13 protein-coding genes are annotated in these 16,924 nt (G+C 71.8%); 8 read left to right on the forward strand and 5 right to left on the reverse strand.

What is annotated here, in order from left to right; translation table 11 throughout:
* Positions 1 to 73: 73 nt before the first annotated feature.
* Positions 74 to 361: a hypothetical protein gene (locus tag M1D46_RS09090; RefSeq protein WP_271174007.1), complete on the reverse strand. Its 288-nt coding sequence runs from the start codon at positions 359 to 361 to the stop codon at positions 74 to 76.
* A 171-nt stretch (positions 362 to 532) separates the two neighbouring features.
* On the opposite strand from M1D46_RS09090, the gene otsA reads away from it, so the two are divergent.
* From otsA to M1D46_RS09130, 8 genes are all read left to right on the forward strand, one after another.
* A complete protein-coding gene (gene otsA, locus M1D46_RS09095; protein ID WP_271174008.1) occupies positions 533 to 1,948 on the forward strand; it encodes an alpha,alpha-trehalose-phosphate synthase (UDP-forming) in 1,416 nt (471 codons plus the stop codon).
* On the forward strand, positions 1,945 to 2,742 hold the full coding sequence (gene otsB / locus M1D46_RS09100; RefSeq protein WP_456285374.1) for a trehalose-phosphatase: 798 nt from the start codon (positions 1,945 to 1,947) through the stop codon (positions 2,740 to 2,742). Before otsA ends, otsB begins: the two co-directional genes overlap by 4 nt.
* A gap of 75 nt (positions 2,743 to 2,817) precedes the next feature.
* The gene (gene ilvD / locus M1D46_RS09105; RefSeq protein WP_271174010.1) at positions 2,818 to 4,521 is read left to right on the forward strand and encodes a dihydroxy-acid dehydratase; all 1,704 of its coding nucleotides are present in this window, start codon (positions 2,818 to 2,820) and stop codon (positions 4,519 to 4,521) included.
* Positions 4,522 to 4,584: 63 nt separating this feature from the next.
* Complete coding sequence (locus tag M1D46_RS09110) at positions 4,585 to 6,390, forward strand: acetolactate synthase large subunit (protein WP_456285375.1); 1,806 nt, start codon at positions 4,585 to 4,587, stop codon at positions 6,388 to 6,390.
* Position 6,391: 1 nt separating this feature from the next.
* The gene (ilvN, locus tag M1D46_RS09115) at positions 6,392 to 6,901 is read left to right on the forward strand and encodes an acetolactate synthase small subunit (RefSeq protein WP_271174012.1); all 510 of its coding nucleotides are present in this window, start codon (positions 6,392 to 6,394) and stop codon (positions 6,899 to 6,901) included.
* A gap of 60 nt (positions 6,902 to 6,961) precedes the next feature.
* Positions 6,962 to 7,990 (forward strand): ketol-acid reductoisomerase, encoded by a 1,029-nt coding sequence (gene ilvC / locus M1D46_RS09120; RefSeq protein ID WP_271174013.1) that lies wholly within the window; start codon positions 6,962 to 6,964, stop codon positions 7,988 to 7,990.
* 157 nt (positions 7,991 to 8,147) lie between these two features.
* Positions 8,148 to 8,567 carry a YciI family protein gene (locus tag M1D46_RS09125; RefSeq protein ID WP_282979800.1) on the forward strand — a complete coding sequence of 140 codons (420 nt, stop codon included), beginning with the start codon at positions 8,148 to 8,150 and terminating at the stop codon, positions 8,565 to 8,567.
* A gap of 4 nt (positions 8,568 to 8,571) precedes the next feature.
* Positions 8,572 to 9,861 (forward strand): RNA polymerase sigma factor, encoded by a 1,290-nt coding sequence (locus M1D46_RS09130; RefSeq protein WP_456285376.1) that lies wholly within the window; start codon positions 8,572 to 8,574, stop codon positions 9,859 to 9,861.
* Here M1D46_RS09130 and M1D46_RS09135 read toward each other — a convergent pair whose 3' ends face one another.
* The 4 genes from M1D46_RS09135 to rmuC form a co-directional block, all read right to left on the reverse strand.
* Complete coding sequence (locus tag M1D46_RS09135; protein WP_456285377.1) at positions 9,862 to 10,788, reverse strand: carbohydrate kinase family protein; 927 nt, start codon at positions 10,786 to 10,788, stop codon at positions 9,862 to 9,864.
* A 17-nt stretch (positions 10,789 to 10,805) separates the two neighbouring features.
* Entirely contained in the window at positions 10,806 to 11,990 is a 1,185-nt protein-coding gene (locus M1D46_RS09140) for a hypothetical protein (RefSeq protein ID WP_456285378.1), read from the reverse strand.
* Positions 11,991 to 12,108: 118 nt separating this feature from the next.
* A complete protein-coding gene (locus M1D46_RS09145) occupies positions 12,109 to 15,384 on the reverse strand; it encodes a pectinesterase family protein (RefSeq protein ID WP_456285379.1) in 3,276 nt (1,091 codons plus the stop codon).
* A gap of 110 nt (positions 15,385 to 15,494) precedes the next feature.
* Entirely contained in the window at positions 15,495 to 16,880 is a 1,386-nt protein-coding gene (gene rmuC / locus M1D46_RS09150; RefSeq protein ID WP_421075761.1) for a DNA recombination protein RmuC, read from the reverse strand.
* Between the last annotated feature and the right edge of the window lie 44 nt (positions 16,881 to 16,924).

Here is a 16,924-nt window from a genome sequence, read left to right on the forward strand (position 1 = left end):
AACAGCATACCGCAGTTATATAACGTCGGTATGGATATGGGGACGATGGAGCGACGAGCTGACGCCGCGAGCGTCAGCGGCGCTTGCGGCCGCGCGTGCCCTTGTCCTTCTTGCCGGGCTTCGGCGTGCCGGCGTACTTGTACTCCTTGCCGGCGATGGGGGAGTCCTCGGGGACGGCGCCGCCGCGCGAGGCGGTGCGGATGTCGCGGGCCTCGCCGATCGCGAGGGTGAGCGTGATCGCCCAGCTCAGCCAGGCGAGTGCGACGCGCCACGTGAACCGCTTGTCGTTCGATCCCTTCAGCAGCGAGTAGCCGCTCGTGATCGCGCCGAGGAGTCCGGTTCCCATGAGGTACTTGCGCATGCCCCCACGCTAGCGCGCGACCCGCGCGTGCGCAGAGGGCGCCGTGGGGCTTGCGGCGTCTCGCGCGCGCTGGTATCGGACGCGGCGCCGTGCCGTCAAGGGCGCCGCGGGGGAGCGGGGTCGGTCGCGCGGCGCTGGCTAGACTGGCGAACCGGATACTCAAGGAGCGTCATGGCCGAAGCGGATCTCGTCGTCGTAGCAAATCGCCTTCCCGTGGATCGGATCGAGGACGAGACCGGCCAGCCGGCCTGGCGTCGCTCCCCGGGCGGTCTCGTGACGGCTCTCGAGCAGGTCATGCACAAGGTCGACGGCGCGTGGGTGGGCTGGGCGGGCAAGCCGGGCCTGGACGTCGAGCCGTTCGACTTCGACGGCACGCACCTCGTGCCGATCCAGCTCAGCGCCGAGGAGCTCGAGGACTACTACGAGGGCTTCGCCAACGGGACGATCTGGCCGCTGTACCATGACGTCATCGCGACGCCGGTCTACAAGCGCCGCTGGTGGGACGCGTATGTCCGCGTCAACCGCCGCTTCGCCGAGGCCGCGGCCGAGGTCGCGTCGGAGGGCGGCTTCGTGTGGGTCCAGGACTACCAGCTCCAGCTCGTCCCGCAGATGCTCCGCGAGCTGCGGCCGGACGTCATCATCGGCTACTTCCACCACATCCCGTTCCCCGCCTACGGCCTCTACGCCCAGCTCCCGTGGCGCCGCCAGGTCGTCGAGGGTCTCCTCGGCGCCGACGTCATCGGGTTCCAGCGGGTCGCCGACGCCGGCAACTTCCAGCGCTCGGTGCGGCGCATCCTCCGCTACGCGACGAGGAGCGACACGATCACCATCCCGCAGCCGGACGGCACCGCGCGCACGGCGATCGCGAAGGCGTACCCGATCTCGATCGACGCGCAGTCCTTCATCGAGCTGGCCCAGGATCCGGCCATCCGCGCTCGTGCGAAGGAGATCCGCGAGCAGCTCGGCAACCCCTCCAAGGTGCTCCTCGGGGTCGACCGCCTCGACTACACCAAGGGCATCCGGCACCGGCTCAAGGCGTTCGGCGAGCTCCTGCAGGATGGCCGCGTGCAGGTCGGCGACGTCACGCTCGTGCAGGTCGCGAGCCCCAGCCGGCCGGGCGTCGAGGCGTATCAGGAGCTCCGTGACGAGATCGAGCTCACGGTCGGCCGCATCAACGGCGACTACGACACGATCCACCACACGGCCATCCGCTACCTCCATCAGGGATTCCCGCGCGAGGAGATGGTCGCCCTCTACCTGGCGGCCGACGTCATGCTCGTCACCGCCCTGCGCGACGGCATGAACCTCGTCGCGAAGGAGTACGTCGCCGTGCACTCGGACAACCGCGGCGTGCTCATGCTGAGCGAGTTCGCGGGGGCCGCCGACGAGCTCAGCAGCGCGCTGCTGGTCAATCCGCACGACATCGACGGCATGAAGGAGGCGATCATGCGCGCGATCGAGATGCCCCCGGCCGAGCAGTCGCGGCGGATGCGCAGCATGCGCCGGCGCGTGCTCGAGAACGACGTCGAGCGCTGGGGGCGCCGCTTCCTGGCCGACCTCGAGACCTACCGGGAGCGTCGCCGGTGACCGGCGCGGCGCCCGTCGGCGACCCGCGCGCGCAGGCGGCCATCGCGTCGGTCGCGCAGACGCCGCGGCTGCTCGTGGCCCTCGACTTCGACGGCACCCTCGCGCCGCTCGTCGACGACCCGCTCACGGCGAGGGCCATCCCCGAGGCCACGGCGGCGGTGGCGGCCCTCGCGGCCGCCCCCGACACGATCGTGGCGTTCGTCTCGGGGCGCACGCTCGCCGACCTCCGGGTGATCGCCGAGCACGACGACGCCTCGCTCGTGTGGCTCTCCGGCTCGCACGGCGCTGAACACTGGCGGCCCGCGGGAGCGGCGCCCGTGGCCGCCGCCGACGACGCCGATGAGCGGGCCGCAGCCGCCGCGCTGGTCGACGCGGCCGAGACCGCCGTCGCGGGGATGACCGGCGCGTGGATCGAGCGCAAGGCGTTCGGCTTCGCCCTGCACACGCGGCTCGCCGACGACGCGACGACCGCGGCCGCGCAGGACGCGGTCGACCGCCTCGTGGCCGAGCGCGCACCGGGATGGCGTCGCCGGACGGGTCGGGACGTCGTCGAGTTCGCGTGGCGGCACGAGGGCAAGGACTCGGCCGTCGCCGCGCTGCGCGAGGCGACGGGGGCGACGGCCGTGCTCTTCGCGGGCGACGACGTGACCGATGAGGATGCGCTCCGCGCGCTCGGGGACGGCGACCTCGGCATCCGCGTCGGCGAGGGGGAGACCGCGGCCGCCGTGCGCGTCCCCGACGCCGCCGCTCTCGCCGCGCTGCTCAGCGAGATCGCGCGTCGTCGAGCATCCTGACCAGTCGCGCGCGCCCTGGTCGACCCACCTGCGCAGCGGCACGGCGGCGCCCTGCGCGGGGAATAGACTTCCAGCGTGAGCGATACCCCTGAGATCGACATCAAGCCCCGCAGCCGCGTGGTGACGGACGGCATCGAGGCCACGACGTCGCGCGGCATGCTCCGCGCCGTGGGCATGGGAGACGCCGACTGGGACAAGCCCCAGATCGGCATCGCCTCGAGCTGGAACGAGATCACCCCCTGCAACCTGTCGCTCGACCGGCTCGCGCAGGGCGCGAAGGAGGGCGTGCACTCGGGCGGGGGCTACCCGCTCCAGTTCGGCACCGTCTCGGTCTCGGACGGCATCTCCATGGGCCACGAGGGAATGCACTTCTCGCTCGTGAGCCGCGAGGTGATCGCCGACAGCGTCGAGACCGTCATCATGGCCGAGCGCCTCGACGGCACGGTCCTGCTCGCGGGCTGCGACAAGTCGATCCCCGGCATGCTCATGGCCAGCGCGCGGCTCGGGCTGTCCAGCGTCTTCCTCTACGCCGGCTCGATCGCGCCCGGCTGGGTCAAGCTCTCGGACGGCACCGAGAAGGACATCACGATCATCGACTCCTTCGAGGCCGTGGGCGCGTGCCGCGCGGGTCTCATGTCGGAGGAGGACCTCAAGCGCATCGAGTGCGCCTTCGCCCCGGGCGAGGGAGCCTGCGGCGGCATGTACACGGCCAACACGATGGCCTCGGTGGCCGAGGCGCTCGGCCTGAGCCTGCCCGGATCGGCCGCGCCGCCCGCGGCCGACCGTCGGCGCGACTACTTCGCGCACCGGTCGGGCGAGGCCGTCGTCGAGCTGCTGCGGCAGGGCATCACGACCAAGGACATCCTGACGAAGGAGTCGTTCGAGAACGCGATCGCGCTCGCGATGGCCCTCGGCGGCTCGACGAACGTGGTGCTGCACCTGCTCGCGATCGCACGCGAGGCCGAGGTCGAGCTGAGCCTGCACGACTTCAACCGCATCGGCGACCGCGTGCCGCACGTGGCCGACATGAAGCCGTTCGGAAAGTACGTCATGAACGACGTCGACCGCCACGGCGGCATCCCCGTCATCATGAAGGCGATGCTCGACGAGGGCCTCATCCACGGCGATGCGCTGACCGTCACCGGCAAGACCGTCGCGGAGAACCTGCGCGAGCTCGACCCCGACCCGATCGACGGCACGGTCGTCCACCGCTTCGACGACCCGATCCACGCGACCGGCGGGCTCACCATCCTGCACGGCTCGCTCGCGCCCGAGGGGGCGGTCGTCAAGACCGCCGGCTTCGACGCGTCGGTGTTCGAGGGCCCCGCGCGCGTGTTCGAGCGCGAGCGCGGCGCCATGGACGCGCTCGCGAACGGCGAGATCGCCGCGGGCGACGTGGTGGTCATCCGCTACGAGGGCCCCAAGGGCGGCCCCGGCATGCGCGAGATGCTCGCGATCACGGCGGCCATCAAGGGCGCTGGCCTCGGCAGGGATGTACTACTCTTGACAGACGGTCGATTCTCAGGCGGCACAACCGGGCTGTGCATCGGCCATATCGCACCAGAGGCGGTGGACGCTGGTCCCATCGCCTTCGTGCGCGATGGTGATCTGATCAGGGTCGATATCGCGGCTCGCACTCTCGACCTACTCGTCGACGAAGCAGAGCTGAGCTCCCGCCGGGAAGGCTGGGAGCCCCTGCCCCCGCGCTACACCCGAGGCGTTCTGGCCAAGTACTCCAAGCTCGTGCGCTCCGCCGCGGAAGGCGCGACGACCGGCTGAGCCGGTCCCGGCCCCGCCGCGTCCGCTGAGCACCCACTCGACCAACAGCGAGGAAGCATCATCATGCCTGCCGAAACCGCACCGGCCGTTCCGCGGCCACCCGCTCGCACCTCCGCGCAAGCGCCCGTGCTCACGGGCGCCGAGGCGGTCGTCCGCTCGCTCGAGCTGCTGGGCGTCACCGACGTCTTCGGCCTTCCGGGCGGCGCCATCCTGCCCGTCTACGACCCGCTCATGTCGGCGGCCTCCCTGCGCCACATCCTCGTCCGACACGAGCAGGGCGGCGGCCACGCGGCCGAGGGCTACGCCTCGGCCAGCGGCAAGGTCGGCGTGACGATCGCGACGAGCGGCCCCGGCGCGACCAACCTCGTGACCGCGATCGCCGACGCGTACATGGACTCGGTGCCGATGCTGGCCATCACCGGCCAGGTGTTCTCCACGCTCATGGGCACCGACGCGTTCCAGGAGGCCGACATCGTGGGGATCACGATGCCGATCACGAAGCACTCCTTCCTCGTGAAGGACGCCGCCGAGATCCCCGGCGCGATCGCCGCGGCGTACGAGATCGCCTCGACCGGCCGCCCTGGGCCCGTGCTCGTCGACATCACGAAGGACGCGCAGCAGTCCGAGGCGCCGTTCGTCTGGCCGCCCCGCTACGAGCTGCCGGGCTACCGCCCTGTCACGAAGGCGCACGGCAAGCAGATCCAGGCCGCCGTGTCGCTCATCGCGGAGGCGCGCAAGCCCGTCCTCTACGTCGGCGGCGGCGTCATCCGCGGCCGCGCGGCGGAGGAGCTGAAGACCTTCGCGGAGGCGACAGGCGCGCCCGTCGTCACCACGCTCATGGCGCGCGGCGCGTTCCCCGACTCCCACCCGCAGCACCTCGGCATGCCCGGCATGCACGGGGCGGTGCCGGCCGTGCTCGCCCTCCAGGAGAGCGACCTCATCGTCGCCCTCGGCGCGCGCTTCGACGACCGCGTCACCGGCAAGGCGGCGCTCTTCGCCCCGCACGCGAAGGTGGTGCACGTCGACATCGACCCCGCCGAGATCTCCAAGATCCGCACGGCCGACGTGCCGATCGTGGGCGACCTCAAGGAGGTGCTCGTCGATCTCGACACGGCGTTCCGCTCGACGACGCAGGGCGGCGCACCGGACTACGACGAGTGGTGGGCCTACCTGCGCGGCCTGCAGGATCAGTACCCGCTCGGCTTCGCCCCGACGACCGACGGGCTGCTCTCGCCGCAGCGCGTCATCCAGCGGATCGGCGAGCTCACCGGCCCCGAGGCGGTCTACGCCGCGGGCGTGGGGCAGCACCAGATGTGGGCGGCGCAGTTCATCAAGTACGAGCGCCCGAACTCGTGGCTGAACTCCGGCGGCGCCGGGACGATGGGGTACTCGATCCCCGCCGCGATGGGCGCGAAGGTCGCCGAGCCGCACCGCGTGGTGTGGGCGATCGACGGCGACGGCTGCTTCCAGATGACGAACCAGGAGCTCGCCACGTGCGCGCTCAACGACATCCCGATCAAGGTCGCGATCATCAACAACTCGTCGCTCGGGATGGTGCGGCAGTGGCAGACGCTGTTCTACGACGGCCGCTACTCGAACACGGATCTCCAGACGGGCCACGACACCGTCCGCATCCCCGACTTCGTCAAGCTGGCCGAGGCGTACGGCTGCCTCGCGATCCGCGTCGAGCGGGAGGACCAGATCGACGACGCGATCCGCCTCGCTCTCGAGACGAACGACCGCCCCGTCGTGATCGACTTCGTCGTGAGCGCCGACGCCATGGTGTGGCCGATGGTGCCGCAGGGCGTCAGCAACAGCTACATCCAGTACGCGCGCGACCACTCGCCCGCCTTCTCCGAGGAGGACTGACATGTCGTCCCACGTGCTGAGCCTGCTCGTCGAGGACCGTCCCGGTCTGCTCACCCGCGTCGCGGGCCTGTTCGCCCGACGCGGCTTCAACATCCACTCCCTCGCCGTCGGCGTCACCGAGATCCCCGGGCTCTCCCGGATCACGGTCGTCGTCGACGTCGACGACCTCCCGCTCGAGCAGGTCACGAAGCAGCTCAACAAGCTCATCAACGTCGTGAAGATCGTCGAGCTCGACCCCGCGGCGTCGGTGCAGCGCGAGCACATGCTCGTGAAGGTGCGCGCCGACAACGCGTCCCGGTCGAACGTCCTCGAGGTCGTGAGCCTCTTCCGCGGCAACGTCGTCGACTACGCGCCCGACGCGCTCGTGATCGAGATCACGGGCGACCAGGGCAAGGTCGACGCCTTCCTCAAGGCCATCGAGCCCTTCGGCATCAAGGAGCTCGCGCAGTCGGGGCTGCTCGCCCTCGGCCGCGGCGGCAAGTCCATCACCGAGCGCGTCCTGCGCGGCTGATCAGAACCTCGGGCGGCGGTGCGCCGCCCGCGACGAACCCCATCCAAGGAGAGAAATACAGTGAGCACCGAGATCCTCTACGACGCAGACGCCGACCTGTCGATCATCCAGAACAAGAAGGTCGCGATCGTGGGCTACGGCTCGCAGGGCCACGCGCACGCGCAGAACCTCCGCGACTCGGGCGTCGAGGTCGTCATCGCGCTGAAGGACGGGTCGAAGTCGACGCAGAAGGCGCAGGAGGAGGGCTTCGAGGTCAAGAACGTCGCGGACGCCACCGCGTGGGCCGACCTCATCATGATCCTCGCGCCCGACCAGCACCAGCGCTCGATCTACGCCGAGTCGATCGCGCCGAACCTGTCCGAGGGCAAGACGCTCGCGTTCGCGCACGGCTTCAACATCCGCTTCGGCTACATCGACGCTCCCGAGGGCGTCGACGTCATCCTCGTCGCGCCCAAGGCCCCCGGCCACACGGTGCGCCGTGAGTTCGCGGCCGGCCGCGGCATCCCCGACATCATCGCGGTCGAGCGCGACGCGTCGGGCCAGGCCTGGGATGTCGCCCTGTCGTACGCGAAGGCGATCGGCGGCACGCGCGCCGGCGTCATCAAGACCACGTTCACCGAGGAGACCGAGACCGACCTCTTCGGCGAGCAGGCCGTCCTCTGCGGCGGCATGAGCCACCTCGTGCAGGCGGGCTTCGAGGTGCTCACCGAGGCCGGCTACCAGCCGCAGATCGCCTACTTCGAGGTGCTGCACGAGCTCAAGCTCATCGTCGACCTCATGTGGGAGGGCGGCATCGCCAAGCAGCGCTGGTCGATCTCGGACACGGCGGAGTTCGGCGACTACGTCTCGGGACCGCGCGTCGTCGACGCGCACGTCAAGGAGAACATGAAGGCCGTGCTCGCCGACATCCAGTCGGGCGCGTTCGCCAAGCGCTTCATCGACGACCAGGACGCGGGCGCGCCCGAGTTCCTCGGGCTGCGCGAGAAGGAGCAGCAGCACCCGATCGAGGCCACGGGCAAGGAGCTCCGCGCCCTGTTCGCATGGAAGCAGCAGGACTCGGACTACGTCGAGGGCTCGGCCGCGCGCTGATCTCCTGACCCGACCGACCCGGCCGCCGCCCTCACGAGGGGCGGCGGCCGATCTTTTTCGAATTTTCTCCGTGCGCATGTCGATCTGCGTCTGGCTCGTTCGACGCGTCAGTGAGAGGGTCGAGAGGCGGCCTTCGCACCAGACCGAGGAGAACATCATGGGCAAGTACATGCTGATCATGCGAGACACCGACGAGGCTCTCGCCGCGTCGAAGGACATCCCCTTCGAGCAGATCATCGCGGCGATGGGGGCCTACAACGAGTCGATGATGAAGGCCGGCGTCCTCGCCGGCGGCGAGGGGCTCACGGACGCCGCAGAGGGCGTTGTCGTCGACTTCTCGAGCCAGCCGCCGGTCGCGACCGACGGCCCGTACGGCGAGACGAAGGAGCTCTTCAACGGCTTCTGGATCCTCGACGTGCCGACGATCGAGGAGGCGGTCGAGTGGGCCAAGCGCGCGCCGCTCGGCCCCGGCAGCAAGCTCGAGGTGCGCCGCATCAGCGGCGTCGAGGACTTCCCCGCCGACAACGAGTGGATCCAGAAGGAGGCCGGGTGGCGCGAGCAGCTCGGCACCGAGTGATTCCATGAGCGACACGACGGATGCCGCCGCGCGCGCATCGCGCGCGGCGGCATCCGCGCGTCGGAGCGTCGAGGCCGTGTGGCGGATCGAGTCGGCCCGCATCGTCGCGACGCTCACGCGGTTCACGGGCGACTTCGCGACCGCCGAGGACCTCGCGCAGGACGCCCTCGCGGCAGCGCTCGAGCAGTGGCCGCGCGACGGCGTCCCCGCCAACGCGGGCGCGTGGCTCGTCGCGGTCGCCAAGCGCCGGGCGATCGACGGATGGCGGCGGCGCGAGCGGCTCGACGAGCGCTACGCGGCGATCGCGCGCGAGATCGAGAGCGCCGACGCGGACGGCGAGCCGTACGATCCCGACAAGATCGACGACGACGTGCTGCGGCTCGTGTTCATCGCCTGCCACCCCGCGCTCTCGCGCGAGGCGCAGATCGCGCTGACCCTCCGCGTCGTCGGCGGTCTCACGACCGAGGAGATCGCGCGCGCCTTCTTCCTGCCCGTCGCGACCGTCCAGCAGCGCATCGTCCGCGCGAAGAAGACGCTCGCCGCGGTGAAGGCGCCGTTCGAGGTGCCGGGGCGGGAGGAGTTCGCCGAGCGGATGGGCACGGTGCTGAGCGTGCTCTACCTCGTGTTCAACGAGGGGCACGTCGCCAGCTCGGGCGAGCGGTGGCTGCGCGCGGATCTCGCGCACGAGGCGCTCCGACTCGGCCGCGTGCTCGCGGAGCTCGCGCCGCGCGAGCCCGAGGTGCACGGCCTCGTCGCCCTCATGGAGTTCACGGCCGCGCGGTTCCCCGCGCGACTCGGCCCCGACGGCGAGCCGGTGCTGCTCGACCGGCAGGACCGGACGCGGTGGGACCGGCAGCTCATCGCCCGTGGCAGGGCCGCGCTCGCCCGCGCGGATGCGCTCGGGCGAGGGCGCGGGGCATACGCTCTCCAGGCGGCGATCGCCGAGTGCCACGACGTCGCGACCTCGGTCGAGTCGACCGAATGGGAGCGCATCGTCCTCCTCTACGAGGCGCTCGCGCGCCTCGCCCCCTCGCCCGTCGTCGAGCTGAATCGGGCGGTCGCCGTCGCGATGGCGACCGGCCCGGCCAGCGCGCTGCGGATCGTCGACGAGCTCGACCGGTCGGGCGCTCTCGCCGGCTCGCACCTGCTGCCGTCGGTCCGCGGTGAGCTCCTCGCGCGCCTCGGCCGGAACGCCGAGGCGCGCGCGGCCCTCGAGGAGGCGGCGCGGCGGACGGCGAACGAGCGCGAGCGCGACGTGCTGCGCGCGAAGGCCGCTGCGCTGCCCGAGGGGTGATCAGCCGCGGGCGTCGAGCTCGGCGCGCGTCGGCGGGTCGGCGCCGGGGCGCGACACCGTCACCGCGGCGGCGTCGGCGCTGCGCCGCAGGAGGGACGTCAGCCGTGCGCTGTCGAGCGCGGCGACCGTCTCTCGCGCGCGCGACCCGGACGCGTCCGCATCGAGCAGGCCGTCGACGAGTGCGCCCATGAAGGTGTCTCCGGCTCCGACGGTGTCGACCACGTCGACGCGCGGCGCGGGGACCCGCACGACCCCGCTCGCGGTCGCCGCGAGCGCTCCCTCGGCCCCGGAGGTGATCACGACGAGCGCGCGTCCCGCGGCGACCCAGGCACGTGCGACCTCCTCGAGGTCGGCTCCGGGATGCAGCCAGGCGACATCCTCGTCGCTCGCCTTCACCGCGTCCGCGCGCTCGATGAGCGCGCGGACGCGGCGGCGGACGTCGTCTGCGTCCGTCACGAGGCTCGGGCGGATGTTCGGGTCGAACGTCACCAGCGCGCGGCCGCGTGCGCGCTCGACGAGGGCGAGCACGGCGTCGGCGCCGGGGGCGAGCGTCGTCGCGATCGATCCGACGTGGACGGCGCCCGGGATGTCCGCGCCCGCGGCGTCGACATCCCACTCGATCGCGAACGCGTAGCGCGCGGCGCCGGTCGCATCGAGGACGGCCGTCGCGGTGGACGTCCGTGCGGCCGCGCGCCCGGTCACCTCGACGCCGGAGTCCTCGAGCCACGCGCGCACGAGGCGGCCGCGGTCGTCGTCGCCGACATGCGTGAGGAGACGCGGGCGGCGGCCGAGGCGTCCCAGGGTGATCGCGACGTTCGCGGGGCTCCCTCCCGGCTTCTCGTCGACGGTGCCGTCGGCGCGGTGCACGATGTCGACGAGGGCCTCTCCGACGACGAGGACGTCGGGGGATGCGCCGGTGGGGGTCATGGGTTCTCCTTCGCGGATCAGAAGGCGGCGGCGTACGCCTCGTAGGTGGTGCCCTCGGGGTGCACCTCGATGAAGAGCGCCTCGAATGGAGCGCCCTCCTCCGCGGTGACGGCGGCGTCCGGGTACGCCGTCGTGACCTCGAAGATCACGCCGTCGGCGTCCCGCGCGAGCACGATCACCTCGGCGAGCTCGATGTCGGCCGTGCCCTCCGTGGTCACGACGCCCTCCACGGACGTCGAGTACTCGTCGGACACGTCGGTCAGCTCGCCGACGACGAGGGGACCGTATTCCTCGATGGGCGCCTCGTCGTACTCCTCGACGACCGGGTCGATCACCTCGATGCCGTCGATCTCCTCATCGGCTGCCTCGAAGTATCCCGTCACGACGGTTGTGCCCGGCAGCAGCGTGCGCGGCGTCGAGCCGGCGTCGAGCACGTCGCCGTCGGCCGTGTGCGCCTCGACGTCGAGGAACGCGTACTCGTATGCGACGTCGCTCTGCGGCACCTCGAGCACCGCGACGTACCACCAGTAGTCGTCGTCGCCCCGCAGACGGCCGAAGGCGGTCTCGGTCGTCTCGATGTCGACGGTGATCGACTCGGCGGGCGGCTCGTACAGATCCGTCGGGCCGAGTGCCGGCGGGGACGAGATGAACGAGCCCACGGCGGCGAAGACCGACACGACGAGGACGACGATCGACGCGATCCCGCCCGCGACCGCGACGACGATCGCGGCGATGCTGAGGCCCCTGCCCTCCGCCCTGCGGACGAGGGCGACGATCGCCACGACGATCGCGGCGATGAGGAACAACCACGACAGGCCGGTCACGACGGGGATGAGGGCGAAGACGAAGCCGACGCCCGCGAGCACGATCGCGGTGATCGCGAGGGCCATGCCGGGTCGGGGACCCGGGGCGGATGGGGGCGCTCCGTAGGCGGCGTAAGGCGAGCCGTAGGGCGGTGCGGGCTGAGCGCCATAGGGCGGTGCGGGCTGAGCACCGTAGGGCGGAGCGCCGTAGGGCGGAGCCGGCTGTGCCCCGTAGGGCGGAGTCGGCTGAGCGCCGTAGGGCGGAGCGCCGTAGGGCGGCGCGGGCGGCGCCGCGTACGGCGGGATCGGAGCCGGGGGCGGTGTCGGCGCTGCCGACGGCGGCTGCGGGGGAGGCGACGCGGGAGCCGGAGGGATGTCGGGCGTGCTGTCGTCGGTCACGAGCGCCTCCTCGATGGCTGGGCGGACGGCGGCGCCGTGCGCGGTGTCCCTCCATCATCGTGCATGCGCCAGGCGGTGCGGGAGCGTCGTCGGACGCTCCCGCACCGCCGACCCGCGCTCAGAGCCAGGGGCTCCAGCCGTCGTCGCCCTGCAGGTACGCCTCCCGCGTGTGATCGCGAGCCTGCTCCTTCGTCAGCTGCGGTCGTCCGTCGGCGCCGGCGACGGCGGCCCCGTCGCCCCGGTTCCGGTACTCGGCGAACCGGTCGTCCTGCCACCGCCATCCGCTCATGTCGGTCCACGCCGGCGTGGAGATGTGCGCACCGAGGTGCGAGTTGCGGACGACCATCGACGGGTCGACGTCGGGGTTGCTGCTCGGGTGCCACGGCCGACCGAGGAACACCGTGCCGGCGGCCGCGTCGGACGTGAACCGGCTGCCCTGGAAGAGGAAGCCCGCGACGCCCGCCGCGGTCGAGGGCGCCGCGACGTAGCCGTTCACGGCCTGGCCGCGGTCGAGGGAGTGGATCCGGCTGTCCTCGAACACGGCCGTGGCGCGTCCGTAGATGAAGTCCACGTCGCCCTCGATGTAGGAGTCGGTCACGTACACGCGCGAGGTCTGCGTGATGTGCGGGGTGTCGGCGAGGAACGTGTCCTGGTTGCCGAGCAAGCGCACGCCGTCGAGCACCGTGCGATCGCCGACCGTGCGCAGCGCAAGCGCCTGGCTCTGCCCCTTCGCGGCCTCGTCGTAGGCGTTCTCGATCGTGAGGTCAGCGAGCGTCACATCGTCGGCCATCGCGGAGACGGTGGGCGAGCCGGTGTGCCCCTGCGTGCCGCCGTAGAACTTCTGCTGCCCGGCCGCGAGATCGTACGTGATCACGACGTCCTCGGCGATGCCCGTCGCGCCGCGGATCGTGAGCCCGTCGGCGTCCGGCCAGATCCGGACGACCTCGCGGTACACCCCGGGCTGCACGACGACCTCGACGGGATGATCCGCGCGTGCGGCGGCGCCGACGGCAGCGCTCACGCTCGCGAAGTCGCTCGTGCCGTCGAGCGCGACCGTGACCGAGTCGCCGACGGCCTCCTCGTCGCCGAGCGAGCCCGCATGCGCGGCGAGGATCGCGGGGATCTCCCGGGCGGGGTCGGGGTGGTACGCGTAGCGATCGGCGGGCTCGAACGTCGCGCCGGTGTCGTCGCGTCGACCGCGGGTGCCGGTGAACACGTTGTCCCGGGAGTCCACGGCCGAGCCGTCGCCGTAGGCCACGATGGGGTCCTCGCCGTTCTCGAAGTAGCTCTGCTCGACGACCACCTGCGATCCCTCGCGGGCGAGCATGCCGTAGCTCCCCGTGCCCTCGAGATGGTTGTTGTACGCGTGCGCGGCGGATGCCCCGCCGATGCTCGCGTTGCGCTGGTAGGTGTTCGAGAAGCGGTTGTGGTGCAGCGTGATCTCCGTCGCGACCTCCTCGGACCATCCGATCCCGACCGTCTTGTTGTGGTCGGAGAACGTGTTCCACGAGAGCGTCACCGCTGTCGACCCCTTCCGCACGTCGACGAGGCCGTCGCCGAGGCGCGCGAAGTCGTTGTGGTCGATCCACACGTGCGTCGCGGCATCCATCCGGATGCCGTCGTTGTCGTTCTCGCGGGTCTTGCCGTCCCAGTCGCCAGGGACGTACGAGTCGCGGAAGGAGAGGTTCCGCACGATGACGTTGGACGAGCCCCTGAGGAGGAGGCCGCCGCCGACGAGCGCGGCATCGGCGTCGGCTCCCGCGATCGTCTTGTCGTCGGCGACCTCGATCATCTCGCCGAACGGGACCTCGATGGCGCCCTCGACGAGGATGACGAGCGGATGGCGCGCGGCCGCGTGCCGGGTGAGCTCGTCGGCCGTGCGCACGGTCACGGTCGCGCCGCCCGCTCCGCCCGTCGTGCCCTGCGGCCGCTCGGGCGACGGGAGCGAGGCGAAGCCGGTCGCCGTGGGCGCCCACACCGGCCCGTCGGCGGTCGCATCGGCGGGCGCGCCGATCACGGCGAGCAGATCCGCTCCCGCATGCGCAGGGTCGAGCGGGTCGCGCCAGGTCTCGAGGACGCCGGAGCCGGCCCCCTCGGCGACCGCGCGGGCCGCGACCTCCGCGGGCTGGATCGGGCCATGCGGGCCGGCGGTCCCGGTCACGGCGCCCGCGAGGGGCAGATCCGGGTTCGCCGCGTTGTAGGCCGCCAGCACGTCGACCTCCGCGCCGTTCACCCAGGTGCCCGCGGCGTCGATGCCGGTGCCGCCGAAGTGGCCGATGATCCGGTCGGGGGTCACTCCCTCGGCAAGCTCGAAGGTGTTCTCGCGCGCGATGATGCTCGATTCGACGCCGACGCCCCACGAGTAGATGTAGTGGCCGGGGTCGGTCACCCGGTAGGTGTTGTCGTACACGTGCGCCTGCCCGAAGCGCACGCGGGGAGCGCGCTGGTTGAGGTCGACGAGCTCGTTGTGGTGCAGCGTGACCCGCAGCGCGCCGCGGTCGGTGATGCGATCGTCGCCGTTGCCCCAGAGGAGCGACTTGTCGTGCCCCTGCATCCGGCTCCACGAGATCGTGACGAGGTCGGCCGCGCGGACGACGTCGAGCAGGCCGTCGTGCCGCAGGAAGCGCTCGCCGAAGTAGACCGGCTGATCGGCGTCGACCGTGTCGCCGTCGTCGAGGGTGAGGTGGTCGAGCCAGACGTGCGTCGATCCCGAGACGACGAGGTTGTCCCATTCGGTCTTCCAGGTCTCGCCGTTCCACGTCGGGAAGCAGTCGTAGGCGTCGGAGATGCGGAGGTTCCGGATGATCACGTCGTCGACACCCGACACCTGGAAGGTGAATCCCGTGAGCGCGACGTCGCCCACGCCGATGACCGTCGTGTTCGAGCCGATGCGCGCCTCGATCTGCGCGCGCTGCACTGCCTGCGACGCCTTGCGCGCGTCTTCCAGCGCCCCCTTCGCAGGGCCGCTCCACACCGCGGGGTCGTATGCCGCCAGGTACGCGTCGAGCGAGTAGCCGTCTCGTGCGTACTCCTCGCACGCGATCCGCGTGCCGTCGGCGCGGGTGTTCGCGTCGATGTCCGCGACGACCCGGACGATCTTGGGCTCGTCGCCCGCAACGGCCGCGACGAGCTCGTCGCGGGTGCGGACGTCGATCACGCGGTCGGCCGGCGCGTCGGCCCCGCCGGTCGTCCCGCCGTCGAGGGAGGCCCATCCGTCGCCCGCGGGAAGCGTCTGCCGCTCCACGGGGACCGCAGGCGCCGGCGCGCCCTCCGCTGCGGGGGCGGCGCTCGGCTGGGCGTGCGCGGGCGCCGCGAGGAGGGATGCGCCGACGGCGGTCGCGAGGACGCCGACGGCGATCGGGGAGGGGTGTCGTCGAGGATGTCTCCAGGGCATGTTCGCTCTCCTTCGAGGGACCGGCGGTGCAGGCGCACCGGGCACGTCATCGTGCAGTAACCGGTTTCTCGAAAGCTAGCGACGCCCATGGGCGTCGTCAAGAGGGGCGGTCAGAGGCGCTCCTCGCGCACCTGCGCGATCGCCTCGGGCGCGAACGACGCCGTCGGCTCGTCGGCGTAGAGGTCGGCCTTCTGCGGGGCGATCGCGAGCGCCTCGACAGGCGCCGTCTCCGTCAGGACCTCGTCGAGCCCCTGCAGGGCGCTGAAGCGGCGCGCCTGGGTCACGACGTTCCGGTCGAGCGATCCGGCGAAACGGTTGTACGCCTCGACGGTGGCGTTCAGGCGCTTCCCGAGCGTCGCGAGGTGCGCGCCGAGCGTGCCGAGGCGCTTGTGCAGCTCCTTGCCGACGAGGAAGATCTGCTGCGCCTCCTGTGCGAGCTGGTCCTGTCGCCACGCGTGACCCACCGTGCGCAGCAGGGCGACGAGCGTCGAGGGAGTCGCGATCACGACGTTGCGCTCGAACGCGTACTCGTACAGTGTCGCGTCCTCGTCGAGGGCGGCGGCGAGGAAGGGCTCGGCGGGGACGAACATCACGACGAACTCGGGCGACCCGGCCACCGCGTCCCAGTACTCCTTCGCGCCGAGGTCGTCGATGTGCTTGCGGAGGTGGCGGGCGTGAGCCTGCAGTCGCTGCGCGCGCACCGCGTCGTCGGTCGCCTCCATGGCCTCGAGGTAGCCGCTGAACGCGACCTTGGAGTCGACGACGACGCGCTTGTCGCCCGCGAGGTGGATGACGAGGTCGGGCCGGAGCGCTCCGTCGTCGGTGACATGGTGGGACTGCTCGGCGAAGTCGACGTGGTTGAGCATGCCGGCGGCCTCCACGACCCGCCGCAGCTGGAGCTCGCCCCACCGCCCGCGCACCTGAGGAGCGCGCAGCGCGTTCACGAGGTTGCGGGTCTCCGAGCCGAGCGCCTCCGACGAGCGCCGCATGTGCGCGAGCTGCTCCGCGAGAGCGGCGTTCGCCTCGAGCCGCGCCCTCTCGGCGGTCGACACCTCGGTCTTGACGGTGTCGAGCGTCTCGCGGATGGGGGCGATGAGCCGCTCGACCGCCTCCTGCCGTCGGCGCAGCTCGGCCGCGCCCTCGCTCTGGCTGCGCGTGAGGCGCTCCTCGGCCTGCGCGAGGAAGCTCCGCGTGTTGGCCTCGAGCGCGCGCCGGCTGAGCGCGTCGAACTCGTCGGCGAGGCGCTTCTGGTCGGCGCGCAGTTCGTCGACCCGCTCGGCTGCGCGCGTGCGCTCCTCCGCGACGCGCGCCGCGGTCTCCGCGCGCGCCGACGCGACGTCGCGCTGCAGGCTCGCGATCTGCAGGCGGGCGGCGCCGAGCTCCGCGCGCTGCTCGGCGTCTGCCGCGCTCCCGCGCTGGCGGCCGACGACGAAGCCGAGCGCCCCGGCGAGGGCCGCGGCGATCACGGCGATGGCGATGACGAGGAGGATGTCCATACCGGCATTGTGCGCGAGGGGTCGGACATCCTCGGGCGCGCCGA

It is taken from the genome of Microbacterium sp. JZ70, from assembly GCF_053903225.1.

What these genes read in the sequence shown, in the direction of transcription:
- M1D46_RS09110 (WP_456285375.1), top strand. Translation starts at nt 4,585, where the DNA reads ATGCCTGCCGAAACCGCACCGGCCGTTCCGCGGCCACCCGCTCGCACC.
- M1D46_RS09135 (WP_456285377.1), bottom strand. Translation starts at nt 10,788, where the DNA reads ATGACCCCCACCGGCGCATCCCCCGACGTCCTCGTCGTCGGAGAGGCC.
- M1D46_RS09090 (WP_271174007.1), bottom strand. Translation starts at nt 361, where the DNA reads ATGCGCAAGTACCTCATGGGAACCGGACTCCTCGGCGCGATCACGAGC.
- M1D46_RS09145 (WP_456285379.1), bottom strand. Translation starts at nt 15,384, where the DNA reads ATGCCCTGGAGACATCCTCGACGACACCCCTCCCCGATCGCCGTCGGC.
- M1D46_RS09125 (WP_282979800.1), top strand. Translation starts at nt 8,148, where the DNA reads ATGGGCAAGTACATGCTGATCATGCGAGACACCGACGAGGCTCTCGCC.
- ilvN (WP_271174012.1), top strand. Translation starts at nt 6,392, where the DNA reads ATGTCGTCCCACGTGCTGAGCCTGCTCGTCGAGGACCGTCCCGGTCTG.
- M1D46_RS09130 (WP_456285376.1), top strand. Translation starts at nt 8,572, where the DNA reads ATGAGCGACACGACGGATGCCGCCGCGCGCGCATCGCGCGCGGCGGCA.
- otsA (WP_271174008.1), top strand. Translation starts at nt 533, where the DNA reads ATGGCCGAAGCGGATCTCGTCGTCGTAGCAAATCGCCTTCCCGTGGAT.
- rmuC (WP_421075761.1), bottom strand. Translation starts at nt 16,880, where the DNA reads ATGGACATCCTCCTCGTCATCGCCATCGCCGTGATCGCCGCGGCCCTC.